Here is a 16375-nt window from a genome sequence, read left to right as displayed (position 1 = left end):
ATAACATTTAGTGATATGACATCATTTAATTATAAATAGACAAGAAAAGTCTTTAAAATTACAAACTTTGAGCAATGGGATTTACCTGAATGAATATGAAGGTAAAGACATTGGCGAAGCATTTTAATAACTGGTCAAGTTATTAAGGGTGCAGGGCGGATGCCTTGGCACTAGGAGCCGATGAAGGACGTGATAAGCTGCGATAAGCTTCGGGGAGTTGCACGTAAACTTTGATCCGAAGATTTCCGAATGAGGAAACTCACTTAGAGTAATGTCTAAGTATCGTTAAGTGAATACATAGCTTAGCGAGGGGAACCCGGGGAACTGAAACATCTAAGTACCTGGAGGAAGAGAAAGAAAAATCGATTCCGTAAGTAGCGGCGAGCGAACGCGGAACAGGCCAAACCAATGAAGTTTACTTCGTTGGGGTTGCGGACATGTCATTAACGAAGAGGTATCGTAAGTGAAGAGAGTTGGAAAGCTCCGCTATAAAAGGTAATAGCCCTGTAGCTGAAACGAGAAGACTTTAGACATGATCCAGAGTACCACGGGACACGTGAAACCCTGTGGGAAGCAGGAGGGACCATCCTCCAAGCCTAAATACTACCTAGTGACCGATAGCGCATAGTACCGTGAGGGAAAGGTGAAAAGAACCCCGGGAGGGGAGTGAAATAGAACCTGAAACCCTGTACTTACAAGCTGTGGGAGCACATTTCTTGTGTGACCGCGTACTTTTTGTAGAACGGGCCAACGAGTTACGTTAAGTAGCAAGGTTAAGCACTTAAGGTGTGGAGCCGTAGCGAAAGCGAGTCTTAAATGGGCGATTTAAGTTACTTGGCGTAGACCCGAAACCGGGCGACCTATCCATGAGCAGGTTGAAGCGAAAGTAAAATTTCGTGGAGGACCGAACCCACGAGCGTTGAAAAGCTCGGGGATGACTTGTGGATAGCGGTGAAATTCCAATCGAGCCCGGAGATAGCTGGTTCTCCCCGAAATAGCTTTAGGGCTAGCCTCAAGGTTGAGAGAAGCGGAGGTAGAGCACTGAATGTCCTAGGGGGTATTGCACTTACCGAAGACTATCAAACTCCGAATGCCGTATTCTTATACTTGGGAGTCAGACTGTGGGTGATAAGATTCATAGTCAAGAGGGCAACAGCCCAGATCGTCAGCTAAGGTCCCTAAATGTACGTTAAGTGGTAAAGGATGTGGGATTGCACAGACAACCAGGATGTTGGCTTAGAAGCAGCCACTCATTTAAAGAGTGCGTAATAGCTCACTGGTCGAGTGATCCTGCGCCGAAAATTTCCGGGGCTAAAACGTACTACCGAAGCTACGGCATCATTATGATGGGTAGGGGAGCTTCGTATGCAGGTTGAAGCATGACCGTAAGGACATGTGGACAGTATACGAGTGAGAATGTTGGCATGAGTAGCGAGATGTGGGTGAGAATCCCACAGGCCGTAAACCCAAGGTTTCCAGGGGAAGGTTCGTCCGCCCTGGGTTAGTCAGGACCTAAGCCGAGGCCGAAAGGCGTAGGTGATGGACAACAGGTTGATATTCCTGTACCACCAATAACCGTTTGAGAGATGGGATGACACAGTAGGATAAGCTAACCGTACTGTTGGTTATGTACGGGCAAGCATTGAGGCAGTTCCTATAGGCAAATCCGTAGGAATAATGCTAGGATGTGATGCGGAGCGAAATTTAGTAGCGAAGTAGCTGATTTCACACTGTCGAGAAAAGTCTCTATCGAGGTTAAAGGTGCCTGTACCGCAAACCGACACAGGTGGGTGAGGAGAGTATCCTAAGGCCAGCCAGAGAACTGTTGTTAAGGAACTCGGCAAAATGACCCCGTAACTTCGGGAGAAGGGGTGCCTGCATTTGCAGGCCGCAGAGAATAGGCCCAAGCGACTGTTTACCAAAAACACAGGTTTCTGCTAAGTCGCAAGACGATGTATAGGAGCTGACGCCTGCCCGGTGCTGGAAGGTTAAGGGGATCTGTTAGAGCAATCGAAGCAGTGAACTTAAGCCCCAGTAAACGGCGGCCGTAACTATAACGGTCCTAAGGTAGCGAAATTCCTTGTCGGGTAAGTTCCGACCCGCACGAAAGGCGTAACGATTTGGGCACTGTCTCAACAACAGACTGGGTGAAATTGTAATACCGGTGAAGATGCCGGTTACCTGCGACAGGACGGAAAGACCCCATGGAGCTTTACTGTAGCTTGACATTGGGTCTTGGTACTACATGTACAGGATAGGTGGGAGACTATGAAGCGTGAACGCCAGTTTGCGTGGAGTCACCCTTGGGATACCACCCTTGTAGTACTGGGACTCTAACCATAGGCCATGAATCTGGTCTTGGGACACTGTCAGGTGGGCAGTTTGACTGGGGCGGTCGCCTCCCAAAAAGTAACGGAGGCGCTCAAAGGTTCTCTCAGTACGGTCGGAAATCGTACGTAGAGTGTAAAGGCACAAGAGAGCTTGATTGCAAGACATACAGGTCGAGCAAGGACGAAAGTCGGACTTAGTGATCCGGTGGTTCCGCATGGAAGGGCCATCGCTCAACGGATAAAAGCTACCCTGGGGATAACAGGCTTATCTCCCCCAAGAGTCCACATCGACGGGGAGGTTTGGCACCTCGATGTCGGCTCATCACATCCTGGGGCTGTAGTAGGTCCCAAGGGTTGGGCTGTTCGCCCATTAAAGTGGTACGCGAGCTGGGTTCAGAACGTCGTGAGACAGTTCGGTCCCTATCCGTCGCAGGCGTAGGAAATTTGAGGAGACCTGTCCTTAGTACGAGAGGACCGGGATGGACGCACCTCTGGTGTACCAGTTGTTCTGCCAAGGGCATAGCTGGGTAGCTAAGTGCGGAATGGATAAGCGCTGAAAGCATCTAAGCGCGAAGCCGACTTCAAGATAAGATTTCCCACCGTAAGGGTAAGACCCCAGGAAGACTACCTGGTTGATAGGTCGAAGGTGTAAGTGCAGTAATGTATTTAGCTTATCGATACTAATAGGTCGAGGACTTGACCACAATTTAAATGATGAATCTAAATGATATGTAGTTTTGAAAGTACTAACAAGTATTATTTCAAAAAAATACTTGCTGGTGTGGCTCAACGGTAGAGCAGCTGACTTGTAATCAGCAGGTTGTAGGTTCGATTCCTATCACCAGCTCCAATTAAAAGACTAAGATATTATCTTAGTCTTTTTTAGTTTATAATATAAAAATTTTATAGAATAAAAAATTCGCTTTGCTCATGTCGCCAACGACTTCGTCCGTTGCTCAAAATAAAAAGATGAGCACACAAGGCTCATCTTATTTTATTTTACTGAAATCAACTTAGCATGAGCTAAGGTACGAGCACCTTCAAATTCATAACTACAAGTATATAAAGTAATTATTTTATCATTACTATTAACTTCAATATCTGAATCGAACAAAGATCTATCTTTTAAATAATCAATATAATCTTGATAATCTTCATCATCATCAAAACTAACCTTTAAATTATCTTTGGATAAATCAGCTACAAAAGTAGAGAAAACTTCATATGTATAAGTTTTACCTTTATATTCAATAGTAATTAAATTATTTTCCTTGAAAAATTCTTCTTTTTTAAAATTAAGAACCTCTCCAAACATAGTTTTATTTCTCATATGATGCCCATATATTAATATACTTTTATCATTTTCAAAATCATTTCTATAATCCATAAAAATACTACCTGAAGCAAGGTAATTTTTATTAAAATCGTGAGTAAGATAATACTCATTATCTTCAGATTGAACTACTGGATAATCTATATTAGTATTTTCAACTTTAATCCAAGCTCTATAATCAGGGTTAATCTTTGATAACTCTATGGACTTATCATCAGTTTCATTAGCTTTATCTCTTATATCATTGTAGACTGTATCAGCTTTTCTGTATTCTTGTAACTTCGTAAAAATTTTATAACCAGAGAATAATAATACACAAATTAATATAAAATTAATACATATATTTATAAATTTCTTCAAAATGTCACCTCCTTACTATATTTTATCTTAAGTGTAATAAAAATTATATATTCAAATAGATATTAAAGTCACATTTTATTGAAATTAAGTTAGATTTCCATATAATATAAATAGAGAATAATGTAGTAAATTGGTATAATAGGAATTATGGAGGTAAGGCAATATATGAAAGAAAAGACAAGAGGAATAATAATAGAAGCAATAGGACTAATAATAGGATGTTTATCACTAAGTATAGGAATTAATATGTTCTTAACTCCTCATACAATAGCACCAGGAGGGCTTAGTGGTCTATCAGTAGTTATAAGCAAACTAACAGGACTATCAGTTTCAACAGTAATGATTGTAATGTGTATACCACTTGTAATATGCTCAGTAAAAATACTGGGTAAAAAAGATTCTATAAAAACATTAATAGGGACAGTAACTTTATCACTAATGATAAAATTAACATCTTCCCTATCAAATATATCAGCAACAGAAGACCCATTACTAGCTGCAATATCAGGGGCAATATTTTTAGGGGCAGGTATAGGAATAGTATTTAGTGTAGATGGTTCTACAGGTGGAACGGATCTTATAGCCTTAATGATAAATAGAATATTCCCAAGTATACCATTATCGAAATGTCTAACATTTATAGATGGAATGGTTGTTTTATCTGCAGGTATAGCTAATAGAAATATAGAAACAGGATTATACTCAGCAATAGCTTTATTTGTTGTAATTAAAATGGTAGATGTTATTATATCTGGTGTTGATCATTCTAAAGCATTTATGATAATAACTGATGAAGAAGAAAAACTAAGAGAAGCTATATTCAACGATATAAAAAGAGGGGTTACTGTACTTGATGCTAGAGGTGGATATACTAACAGAGATAAGAATATATTATTAGTAGTAGTTCAAAAGAAACAAGAAGTTCATCTAAAGAAACTTATAAAAAGAGTAGACAGTAAAGCCTTTATAATAGTAAGCGATGTACATGAAGTACTTGGAGAAGGATTTAAAGAAATAAACGTATAATAAAAAAGAGTCTTGAATATTCAAGGCTCTTTTTACATTTTAGGAGATTATATTAAATTCCATATTTAAGATATAAATAAATGCAAAGTAGTAAATAATAAAACAAAGGAGATTTTTTAGGATATTTAATTGTTGACTTTTATAACATAAACTACTACGATTTAATTAATTACATAATAAGATCTGTCCTAATATAATTGTCCGAAAGAAAAAAACAATAGGAGGTTATACTTATGGCTAGTAGAATACAAAAAAGGAATAAAAGAAAATTAAATAAAAAGATGTTAAAAGACATCGTAGCTAGAAAAAAAGAATCTCAAGCTCAAGAGCAAGAACTAAAAAGTTCTAAATAAAAATTAGTTTTGTTAAAGCTAAAAAAAGGTTGTATCAAAGTATACTTTGATACAACCTTTTTAAGTTTTAGCAAATTATATGGCAAATCGAATTTTTAATAATTTAGATAAGTAATAGAAGTAAGATAATTTCTAATTTATAAATTGAAAATAAATCGATATAAGATCACTTTCACTTATATTGTTATCAGTATTACTTAAAATTTCCTTAATCATCTTATACTTATTTGATAAATCAGCAGACATGAACTCATCTTTCATACTAGATAGCTCATCTATACTATAATCAATTTTACTATCAAAATTTATGTATTTATCAGCCTTATCATATAAAGCATCATACTCCTTGGAGCTATTTAAATTAACCATAGAAAATTTCTTAGTATTTTTATCTAAATAAGCTAAGGCTTGCATATCATCACATTTTATCGCAATACCATAATTATCTTCATTTGATAATATATTTGATATTTCCTTGGAAATTTCTGTCGAAGTATTTTCCAGATCATTATTTGATGATTTCTTTAAGTTTTCATTAGAAACAGTAGAGAACTTATTATTTAAATTAGATTGAGTACGATGATTTAAGTACATAACGCCACCAGTTATAATTGATATAGTAATTATAAAAATAAATAATATATTTCGAATAAATTTAAACATAGTAACTAAATCCTTTCATGAATTACATATTTCAAAGGTAATTAAATTATAAACAAATTATTAAAAATAAATACCTCTATAATCTAATTAGTGTTAAAATTTAAAGATAATATAATTTTTAATATTAAATCAAAAAAGAGGTATTTAGGAGATAATATTATGAAAGAGAACGTAAATAAAATAAGCACAAAAATATTTTTAATATTAATATGGATGGGATTTATATTTTATCTATCTCATCAACCATCATCAGTATCAGCTAATCAATCTGGAGAATTTATAACAATGATACTAAATACACCTATAATAGGAAGTATGTTAGATTCAATATTAACTTCATCAATAGGTGAATTTATAATAAGAAAATCGGCTCATATGTTTTTATACTTTGTACTAGCTATACTTACATTTATTTATATTATATCAAGAAAAGATAATAGAAACTCGAAAGTTATACTAAAAAGTATAATAATAACTTTAAGTTTAGTATTTTTATATGCTTGTAGTGATGAAATGCATCAACTTTTTATACCAGGACGAAGTGGAGAATTTAGAGATGTAATTGTTGATACTACAGGTGGAGCTATAGGAACAATCTTAATAAGTATTTATTATTATATAAAAAAATAAATATACTCTTTTATCTTTGGGAAAACTTATAACAAGAACTAATTATAATCTAAAAGAAATCATGGTGATAAAATGAACAGACTAACTATGAAGTACATTTTAAGAATTAGTGTTATAAGTTTAATTGCAGCTATATTTATTACTACTACTTATAATAGTATCTTATATGCACAAGAACTAGAATCAAAGCCTATAAAAAATATATTACTAATAGGTGTAGATGGGAATAATCTAGAAAAAGGTAATCGTTCTGATGCAATGATAATAATGACAATTGATGAAAGTAGCAGAAAAATAAAGCTAACTTCACTTGGAAGGGATACCTATGTGTATATTAAAGATCGTGGAAAAGAAAAATTAACACATGCATATGCCTATGGAGGACCAGATCTATTATTACAAACTATAAAAGAGAACTTTGGAATAGACATTGATAGGTATGCAACAGTTAGCTTTAGCTCTTTTATGGAAATAATTGATTTACTTGGTGGGGTAGAAGTAGAGATTACAGATAATGACTTAGAGTCACTGCATAAGCTAACAAAAGTATGTTACGAACTCTATGGCAAAGAAGATAAAGGAGATATACAATTTATAGACAAAGCTGGCACATTCAACTTAAATGGGTATCAAGCTTTGGCCTTTAGTAGAATGAGATATCAAGATAGTACAGATGCAAGAGACTCAAGGCAAAGAATGGTTATAAAATCTACCCTTAATAAATTACAGCACACAGGACTAAGAGCTTACATTGGATCTTTAGATATAATGATGTCTGGAGTTAAGACTAATTTAAAACCTATGGATGTTATACTTTTGGGATATAAGACTTTAAGAATAGGAACTGATAATGTAGAGACTATGGAATTCCCTGTTTATAAGGAAGAAGTAAAGTTAAAAGAAGCTGGATGGGTAGTATTATGGGATGAAGAGACTAATATAGATCTGTTAAATAATTTTATTTATAAAAATGAATAATGAAAATAAAGGACCACAAATAAAGGTGGTCTTTTATTTTGTCAATAAATTTGGATTCCATTAAATGGAAAAAATTTCCGACAAACCATGTCTTGTTTTGTCGAATATGTTTAAAATTAAATACAATAGTGCTACTATAATAACGAGTAAAGTAGTTTTATGTAGTTTTATATAGTTTATAAACGAAACATAAGCTTATAGACCTTAAGAAAACAAATCATTGAGGTGATTGATAAGGAAAATGGGCTTTTTATTATGTAAAAAAATTATATGAACTATAAACTGTAAAAAATACATAAAATTCGGAAAGAAACATATGGAGGAATAAATATGGAAGAAACTATAGACCTAAAAGAGTATTTTGGCATTATAAAGAAAAAATCAAAAATCATAATACTAATAACTTTAATAGCTATGATATCAAGTGCATTAGTAAGCTTTTTTGTACTTAGTCCAGTATACGAGACAAAAACTACATTAATAGTAAATAGAAGTGAAGCTTCAGAAGACAAAAGTATGACAGGGGATGAGTATACTGTCAGTCAAAAGTTAGCAGTTACATATGGAGAAATAATAAAATCTAGAACTGTACTTGATGAAGTTATTGATAGCTTAGGACTAGACATGACTTATGACCAGTTAGTATCAAAAATAAGTGTAAGTCCAGTAGGCGATACACAAATAATAAGCATAAAAGTACAAGATACTAATGCTAGAAAAGCTATGGATATAGCAAATGCTATACCAAAGGTATTTACAAAAGAAGTAAAAAGAATAACAAAGGCAAATGGAGCAGAAGTAATAGACAAGGCAATACTTCCACAAGCACCAATAAAGCCTAATAAGGTTATGAACGTAGCAACAGCTACAGTTTTAGGAGTTATGATAGGTTTATTCCTAGTGTTCTTCATGCACTATATAGACACAAAAATGACAAAACCAGAAGATATAACAAGACATTTAGACATACCGGTATTAGGAGTAATACCTATAGAAGAAGACATAGCATAGGAGGTGTCATATGAAATTATACAGTTACAATAACCCTAAATCTCATATAGCAGAAGCATATAGATTAATAAGAACAAATATACAGTTCTCGAATGTAGATAAAAATATAAAAACTATACTAATAACTAGTACTCAAGCAAATGAAGGTAAGAGTACAGTAATCTCAAACTTAGCAGCAACTTTTGCAAGGCTTGAAAATAAGAGAGTATTAGTGATGGATTGCGATTTAAGAAATCCTAGTGTACATAAAATGTTTGGTGTAAGTAACTTAAATGGGCTTACAGACATCCTTACAGGAAGTAAAGACGTAGATAAATGTATAGAAAAAACTAAAGTAAAGGGGCTAGATATATTAAAAGTTGGAAAGATGCCACCTAACCCAGCAGAAATACTTCAATCTAAGAAGATGAAAAACTTTATGGATGTGGTAAAAGGATACTATGATTATATATTTATAGATTCTCCACCTATAGGGGTAGTTACTGATGCCAATATATTAACTCAATATGCAGATGGAACTATATTACTAGTAGGATGTAATGAAGCTGAGATTGATGCAGTTAAGTTATCAAAGGAAAGATTAGAAAGTGTTAATGCTAATATTTTAGGTGCAATACTTAATAAGTTTGAAGTTGATAAGAACACTTATGGTTATTACAACTATTACTATGGGAGTGAAGATTCAAGAAGAAAAGAAAAGCGTGGATTATTTAAAAAGAGATAGAAAGAGTTTTATTTGGAGGGATAAGTTTGGAAAGAGAATTGGGTACTTATGGTGGGGTTTTACATCCTGTTAATCTAAGGGAAAACAAGTTATATTTATTTTTAAAAAGAGTCATTGATATTGTAGGCTCTTTATGCGGACTAATAATTTTATCACCAGTGTTTTTAATAGTAGCAATACTAATTAAATTAGAGGACCCAAAAGGAAAGATATTCTTTTCGCAAGAAAGAAACGGACTAAATGGAAAAATTTTTAATATGTACAAGTTTAGAAGCATGGTTCACAATGCAGAGGAGTTATTAGAACAATTACAAGAACAAAACGAACAAACAGGACCAGTATTTAAAATAAAAAATGACCCAAGGATTACTAAGATAGGTAGATTTATACGAAAAACTAGTATTGATGAACTACCACAGCTAATTAATATTTTAAAAGGGGATATGAGTATAGTAGGTCCTAGACCACCTATTCCTAGAGAAGTTGATCAATATACAGATTATCAAATGCAAAGATTATTAGTAAAACCAGGGCTTACATGCTATTGGCAAGTAGGTGGAAGAAATGAAATTGGATTTGATGAATGGGTTGAGCTAGATATTAAATATATAGAAGAGAGAAATCTTTGGATAGATATAAAGTTAATATTTAAAACTGTATTTGTTTTATTTGGGGATAAAACTGCAAGTTAGGAAGGGAATATATGAATTACTTAGATAGATATAAATTATGGGTTAATAACAGCTATTTTGATAAAAAAACAAAAGAAGAATTAGAACTTATAAAAAATGATAATAAAGAAATAAAAGATAGATTTTATAAAAATCTAGAATTTGGCACTGGTGGACTTAGAGGAGTTATAGGAACTGGTACAAATAGAATTAATATATATACAGTAAGAAGAGCAACTTTTGGGCTTGCGAACTACATATTAAATAAATGTAAAGAAGAAGGCAAATCAAAAGGTGTAGTGATAGCACATGACAGTAGACATATGTCTAGAGAGTTTTGTTTAGAAACTGCTAAAACGTTAGCAGCATGTGGAATAAAGGCTTATATATTTGATGATTTAAGAACTACTCCACAGCTTTCATTTGCAGTTAGACATTTAGGATGTGTAGCAGGTGTTGTTATCACAGCTAGTCATAATCCTCCTGAGTACAATGGATACAAAGTATACTGGACTGATGGTGGACAAGTTTGTCTTGATATAGCTGAAGAGATAATAAATGAAGTTAATAAAATAGAAGATTATTCTTCAATACCTACTACAACTGAAGATAATAAACTAATAGTTATGTTAGATGAAAGTGTGGACACTGCATTTGTAGAGGCAGTGAAAAAGCAAGTTATAAGACAAGATATAATAAACAAAGTTTGTAAAGAAATGAAGATAATCTTCACTCCTATACATGGTACAGGAAACTTACCAATAAGAAGAGCTTTAAAAGAAGTTGGATTTGAAAATGTACAAGTAGTAAAAGAACAAGAAATGCCAGATAGCAAATTTTCTACAGTAAAATATCCAAATCCAGAAGAAAAAGCAGTATTTTCCTTAGCTATACAAATGGCTAAGGAAAATGGAGCAGACTTAATAATAGGAACTGATCCGGACTGTGATAGAGTTGGAGTAGTAGTAAAAAATACTGATGGTGAATACGTAGTTCTTAATGGAAACCAAGTAGGTTCATTATTAGTTGATTATGTACTTACTCAAAAACAAGAAGAACTAAAATCTATGACAAATCCAACTATAGTTAAGACAATAGTAACATCTGAATTAGGTGCAGTTATAGCTAAAAGTTTTGGAGTTGATTGTTTAGATACTCTAACAGGGTTTAAATTTATAGGTGAGAAAATAAATGAGTTTGAGATAAACCAAGATAGAACCTTTATCATGGGATATGAAGAAAGTTATGGATACCTTATAGGTACTCATGCAAGAGATAAGGATGGAGTAGTATCAGCACTACTTATATCTGAAATGGCTGCTTTCTATTATGATAAAGGAATGACTTTATACGAAGGACTAGAAGAAGTTTATAAAAAGTATGGATATTACAAAGAAGAATTAGTATCAATGACTTTAAAAGGTATAGACGGAATGGAAAAAATAAAGTCTATGATGGCTAATTTTAGAAATTCTAATATAGAAAAGATAGCTAATATAAAGGTAGAAAAAATAAATGACTATAAAACTGGTATAGATGATTTACCTAAGTCAGATGTTCTTAAATTTATATTAGAAGATGGTAGCTGGATAGCCGTTAGACCATCTGGAACAGAGCCAAAGATAAAATTCTACTTTGGATGTAATGGGGAAGAAAAAAGCGAAGTTGATAATAAATTACAACAAATGATAAAAGAAATAACATCATTATAGGAAAAGACAATTGAATATATATGGGGGTGAATAGAAATGTTATGTGCTTTAATAATGGCTGGAGGAAAAGGGACTAGATTCTGGCCTCTTTCAACAGAAGAAAAACCAAAACAGTTTTTAAACTTAATAGGGGATAAAACTATGATACAGATGACTGTAGATAGAATAAAACCTATTATACCAGTAGAGAGAATATTTGTATCTACAGGGGAGATGTATGTAGATTTAGTAAAAGAGCAATTACCAGAATTGCCAGAGAAAAATATAATAGTTGAACCGGAAGGAAGAAATACAGCTCCATGTATAGCACTATCTGCATTTGTTATAAACAGATATTACAATGATGCAACTATGGTAGTTTTACCATCGGACCATCTTATAAAGGATGAAGATGAGTTTAGAAAAGTTGTAAATAGTGCAGATGAGTTTGTAAATAAAAACTATGAATCTATAATAACTCTAGGTATGGAACCTACAAGACCTGAAACTGGATACGGATATATAAGGTACAGTGATAATGAAGTTAAAGTTAATAACCATAAGGTTATAAAAGTAGATACTTTTGTTGAGAAGCCTAACAAGGAAAAAGCAGAGATGTATTTAAATGAAGGTAACTACTTATGGAATGGTGGTATGTTCTTATGGAATGTAAATAACATACTTAATCAAATCAAGAAATACTCGCCAAATACATATAGTGCATTAGAAATTATAGAGACTGTAGAAGAAGAAAAACTTCAAGAAACTATAAATAGTAATTATAAGAATACGGAAGCTATTTCAATAGACTATGCTGTACTTGAAAAGTCTAGCGATATACATGTTATTCCAAGTAACTTTGGTTGGGATGATGTTGGAAGCTGGGAAGCGCTAGATAGATATAGAGATAAGGACGAAGCTGGAAATGTTTTAGTAGGGGATACTAAAGCAGTTGAAGGTGAGAATAACTTAGTTATATCTTCTAGTCAGAGTGTAGTTGTTGAAGGTTTAAGTGATATATATGTTATAGAGCATGATGGGAAAATATTAGTTGGACGTAAGTCTAATGTAGCTAATGTAAAGGAATTAAAGAAGATTATATAGATATAGTGGAGGAAGTATGAAAAATAAACTATTAATATATGCACATTACTTTTATCCAGATGTAGCCTCCACTGGACAGATACTAACAGAATTATCAGAAGGTATGAGTGATACTTTTGATATAACGGTAATCTGTGTTGTTCCTAGTTATAGTGGAACTATAGATGAAAAGTACAAAACGCAAAGAATATACAAAGAAGAATACAAAGGAATTAAGGTAATAAGAGTAAGAGTACCAGAATTTCAGAAAAGTAATAAGATAAGTAGAATAAAGAATTTAGTTGCTTATTTCTTTAATTCTTTAATAGCAACAATGAAAATTGAAAAACAAGATTATATATATACAATATCTCAACCACCAATACTAGGTGGAGTACTTGGAGTATTAGGTAAGTGGTTCAAAGGTGGAAAGCTTATATACAATATCCAAGACTTCAATCCAGAGCAAACAATGGCAGTAGGATACTCAAAAAATAAATTACTACTAAACACAGTAATGGCAGTTGATAAATTTAGCTGTAAACAATCTGATGAAGTAATAGTAGTAGGAAGAGATATGCAAGAGACTTTAAGAAATAGATTTAACAATAAAAAAGTACCTAAAAATACTTTTATAAATAACTGGACTAACGAAAAAGAAATACAACCATTAGAGCAAAATCATCCTAAGATTGTAGCTTTCAAAGAAAAGTACAACTTACAAGATAAATTTATAATAATGTACTCTGGAAATATAGGGCTTTACTATGATTTAGAAAATATAATCAAGGTTATAGGAAAGTTTAAAAATAGAAAAGATGTAGTATTTGCCTTTGTTGGAAATGGAACAGTTAAAGGAAAAATAGAGTCTTATGTAAATGAAAATAAATTAAAAAATGTGACTTTTATACCTTACCAAGATAAAGCTGATTTAATATATTCATTAAATGCAGCAGATATTCATTGGGTAGTTAATGCAAAAGGAATAAAAGGAGTGTCAGTACCAAGTAAACTTTACGGAGTAATGGCATCAGGGAAACCAGTGCTTGGGGTACTAGATGAAGGATCAGAAGCTAGACTTATAGTTGAAGAATGTAACTGTGGGGTATGTATAGAGCCTGGGAACTATGAAGAAATATATAGAAAAATAAATTATATTTTAGAAAATAAAGAAGTAATAAAATCTCTAGGGGTAAATGGAAGAACTTACTTAGAGAAAAACTTAACTAAAGATGTATCAATAAATAAATACAAAAATACTATTCTAGCAATAGATTCTAAAAATGGAAAAGAAAAAATAGAAGAAATTAAACAAGCTATATAGATATACAATTTGGAGGAGAAATAAAAATGCAAAAGAAAAAAGTAGCACTTATAACAGGGATAACAGGACAAGATGGTTCTTACTTAGCAGAACTATTATTAGAAAAGGGATATGAAGTACATGGGATAATAAGAAGAGCTAGTACTTTCAATACAAAGAGAATAGATCATTTATATCAAGATCCACATGAAGGAGATGTAAGCTTATTCTTACACTATGGAGATATAACAGATTCAAGTAACTTAAATAGATTAATAGAAAAAATACAACCAGATGAAATATATAATTTAGCAGCACAATCTCATGTTGGAGTATCTTTTAGTTCACCAGAATATACAGCTGAAGCAACAGGGGTAAGTACACTTAGAATATTAGATGCAATAAGAGAAACTGGAGTTAAGACTAAATTCTATCAAGCATCTACAAGTGAATTATTCGGAGGACTTCCAGACACTGCACCACAAAGTGAAAAAACTCCATTCTATCCAAAGAGTCCATACGGAGTTGCTAAATTATACTCTTATTGGATAACTGTAAACTACAGAGAATCATATGATATATTCGCTTGCAATGGAATATTATTCAACCATGAATCTCCAAGAAGAGGGGAAACTTTCGTTACTAGAAAGATAACTAGAGCAGCTGCTGCTATACACTTAGGAATGCAAGATAAGTTATACTTAGGAAACTTAGATGCAAAAAGAGACTGGGGACATGCTAAAGATTATGTAGAAGGTATGTGGAGAATATTACAACAAGATAAGCCACAAGATTATGTATTATCAATGAATGAAACTCATACAGTTAGAGAATTTGTCGAGCTTGCTTTCGCTGAGTTAGGATATGAAATAGAATGGCAAGGAACTGGTGTTGATGAAAAAGGTATAGATAAGAAGAGCGGAAAAGTTTTAGTTGAGGTTGATCCAAGATACTTTAGACCTGCTGAGGTTGAATTATTATGGGGAGATAGTACTAAGGCTAGAACGGAACTTGGATGGGAGCCTAAGTATTCATTTATGGATTTAGTTAAAGAAATGGTTCAATCAGATTTAGAAGAACTTAAAAGCGGAGGCGGATATAAGTCTAAATTTGAAAACTAAGATTACAGGATAACAAACCGCTTGTGATGAAATATAAATTTACCTCCATGCAGACTAAATTCATGTCTGCAAATGTCGGTAAAATTTATATTTTTCAGCACTGAGCTGGTGTATCTGTAATAATTTAGTTTTATAAATTTAGTATAGAATGGAGAGATGAAAAATGAATTTAGATTCTAAGATATATGTTGCTGGACATAGAGGTTTAGTTGGTTCGGCTATAGTTAGAAATTTACAAGATAAGGGATATAAAAATATTATATGTAGAACTCATAAAGAGTTAGATTTGACTAACCAAGAAGCTGTTAGAAGTTTCTTTGAAACTGAAAGACCTGATTATGTGTTTTTAGCTGCTGCTAAGGTTGGTGGGATTAATGCTAATAATACTTATCCTGCTGATTTTATATATGATAATTTAATGATTCAAAATAACGTTATAAAGGCTGCTCATGATTTTGGGGTTAAGAAATTATTATTTTTAGGTAGTACTTGTATATACCCTAAGATGGCTCCTCAACCAATAAAAGAAGAATATCTTTTAACAGGAGCTTTAGAAGAAACTAATGAGGCTTATGCTGTGGCTAAGATAGCTGGACTTGAAATGTGTAAGTTTTTTAAAAGACAGTATGGAGATAATTTTATAAGCTGTATGCCTACTAATTTATATGGACCTAATGATAATTTTAATTTAAAGAATTCTCATGTGTTACCAGCGCTTATAAGAAAATTCCATGAAGCTAAGGTTAATAACAGTGATGTTGTTGAAGTTTGGGGAACTGGTACTCCACTTAGAGAGTTTTTATATGTTGATGATATGGCTGATGCTTGTGTATTCTTAATGGAAAACTATGATGGTGAGCAACATGTAAATATAGGCACTGGTGAAGAGGTTTCTATAAAGGAATTAGCGGAGACTGTAAAAGAAGTTGTTGAATTTGATGGTGAGTTAGTATTTAATACTGATATGCCTGATGGTACTCCTAGAAAGTTAACTACTGTTGATAAGTTACATGGATTAGGATGGAAGCACAAGATTAGTTTAAATGAAGGAATTAAGTTAGCTTATACTTGGTTCTTAGAAAATTATAAATAAGAGGT

Annotated in this window: 13 protein-coding genes, 1 tRNA gene and 1 rRNA gene; 13 read left to right on the top strand and 2 right to left on the bottom strand. The window is 32.9% G+C overall.

Features of this window, described 5'->3' with window-relative positions; translation table 11 throughout:
* Nucleotides 1–132 precede the first annotated feature (132 nt).
* Nucleotides 133–3034: ribosomal RNA gene (locus HF520_RS10775) — 23S ribosomal RNA — on the top strand.
* Nucleotides 3035–3105: 71 nt separating this feature from the next.
* A tRNA-Thr gene (locus HF520_RS10770) sits at nucleotides 3106–3180 on the top strand.
* Between the two features lie 144 nt (nucleotides 3181–3324).
* Here HF520_RS10770 and srtB read toward each other — a convergent pair.
* A complete protein-coding gene (gene srtB / locus HF520_RS10765; protein WP_168574033.1) occupies nucleotides 3325–4023 on the bottom strand; it encodes a class B sortase in 699 nt (232 codons plus the stop codon).
* A gap of 165 nt (nucleotides 4024–4188) precedes the next feature.
* Between srtB and HF520_RS10760 the strand changes: the two genes are divergently transcribed.
* On the top strand, nucleotides 4189–5049 hold the full coding sequence (locus tag HF520_RS10760) for a YitT family protein (protein ID WP_168574032.1): 861 nt from the start codon (nucleotides 4189–4191) through the stop codon (nucleotides 5047–5049).
* A gap of 485 nt (nucleotides 5050–5534) precedes the next feature.
* Here HF520_RS10760 and HF520_RS10755 read toward each other — a convergent pair whose 3' ends face one another.
* A complete protein-coding gene (locus HF520_RS10755; protein ID WP_168574031.1) occupies nucleotides 5535–5996 on the bottom strand; it encodes a hypothetical protein in 462 nt (153 codons plus the stop codon).
* A gap of 228 nt (nucleotides 5997–6224) precedes the next feature.
* Here HF520_RS10755 and HF520_RS10750 point away from each other — a divergent pair, with 228 nt between their 5' ends.
* The 10 genes from HF520_RS10750 (at nucleotide 6225) to fcl (ending at nucleotide 16370) form a co-directional block, all read left to right on the top strand.
* Nucleotides 6225–6695: a VanZ family protein gene (locus HF520_RS10750; protein WP_168574030.1), complete on the top strand. Its 471-nt coding sequence runs from the start codon at nucleotides 6225–6227 to the stop codon at nucleotides 6693–6695.
* A gap of 72 nt (nucleotides 6696–6767) precedes the next feature.
* Nucleotides 6768–7673 carry an LCP family protein gene (locus tag HF520_RS10745; protein WP_168574029.1) on the top strand — a complete coding sequence of 302 codons (906 nt, stop codon included), beginning with the start codon at nucleotides 6768–6770 and terminating at the stop codon, nucleotides 7671–7673.
* Nucleotides 7674–8003: 330 nt separating this feature from the next.
* Nucleotides 8004–8684 carry a YveK family protein gene (locus HF520_RS10740; RefSeq protein ID WP_168574028.1) on the top strand — a complete coding sequence of 227 codons (681 nt, stop codon included), beginning with the start codon at nucleotides 8004–8006 and terminating at the stop codon, nucleotides 8682–8684.
* Nucleotides 8685–8694: 10 nt separating this feature from the next.
* Nucleotides 8695–9408, top strand: coding sequence for a CpsD/CapB family tyrosine-protein kinase (locus tag HF520_RS10735; protein WP_168574027.1), 714 nt, complete (start codon nucleotides 8695–8697; stop codon nucleotides 9406–9408).
* A gap of 26 nt (nucleotides 9409–9434) precedes the next feature.
* Nucleotides 9435–10100 carry a sugar transferase gene (locus tag HF520_RS10730; RefSeq protein WP_168574026.1) on the top strand — a complete coding sequence of 222 codons (666 nt, stop codon included), beginning with the start codon at nucleotides 9435–9437 and terminating at the stop codon, nucleotides 10098–10100.
* Between the two features lie 11 nt (nucleotides 10101–10111).
* A complete protein-coding gene (locus tag HF520_RS10725) occupies nucleotides 10112–11791 on the top strand; it encodes a phospho-sugar mutase (protein ID WP_168574025.1) in 1680 nt (559 codons plus the stop codon).
* Nucleotides 11792–11827: 36 nt separating this feature from the next.
* Nucleotides 11828–12874 (top strand): mannose-1-phosphate guanylyltransferase, encoded by a 1047-nt coding sequence (locus HF520_RS10720; RefSeq protein WP_168574024.1) that lies wholly within the window; start codon nucleotides 11828–11830, stop codon nucleotides 12872–12874.
* Nucleotides 12875–12890: 16 nt separating this feature from the next.
* Nucleotides 12891–14177, top strand: a complete 1287-nt coding sequence (locus HF520_RS10715; protein ID WP_168574023.1) for a glycosyltransferase family 4 protein — start codon at nucleotides 12891–12893, stop codon at nucleotides 14175–14177.
* A gap of 26 nt (nucleotides 14178–14203) precedes the next feature.
* Nucleotides 14204–15277 (top strand): GDP-mannose 4,6-dehydratase, encoded by a 1074-nt coding sequence (gene gmd / locus HF520_RS10710; protein WP_168574022.1) that lies wholly within the window; start codon nucleotides 14204–14206, stop codon nucleotides 15275–15277.
* Nucleotides 15278–15440: 163 nt separating this feature from the next.
* Complete coding sequence (gene fcl / locus HF520_RS10705; RefSeq protein WP_168574021.1) at nucleotides 15441–16370, top strand: GDP-L-fucose synthase; 930 nt, start codon at nucleotides 15441–15443, stop codon at nucleotides 16368–16370.
* Nucleotides 16371–16375: the final 5 nt, after the last annotated feature.

Origin of the sequence: Romboutsia sp. CE17 (assembly GCF_012317385.1) — a bacterium.
GTDB lineage: Bacteria > Bacillota > Clostridia > Peptostreptococcales > Peptostreptococcaceae > Romboutsia_E.
Note: the sequence above shows the minus strand (reverse complement) of the source record. Positions and strands in the feature narration are given on the sequence as shown.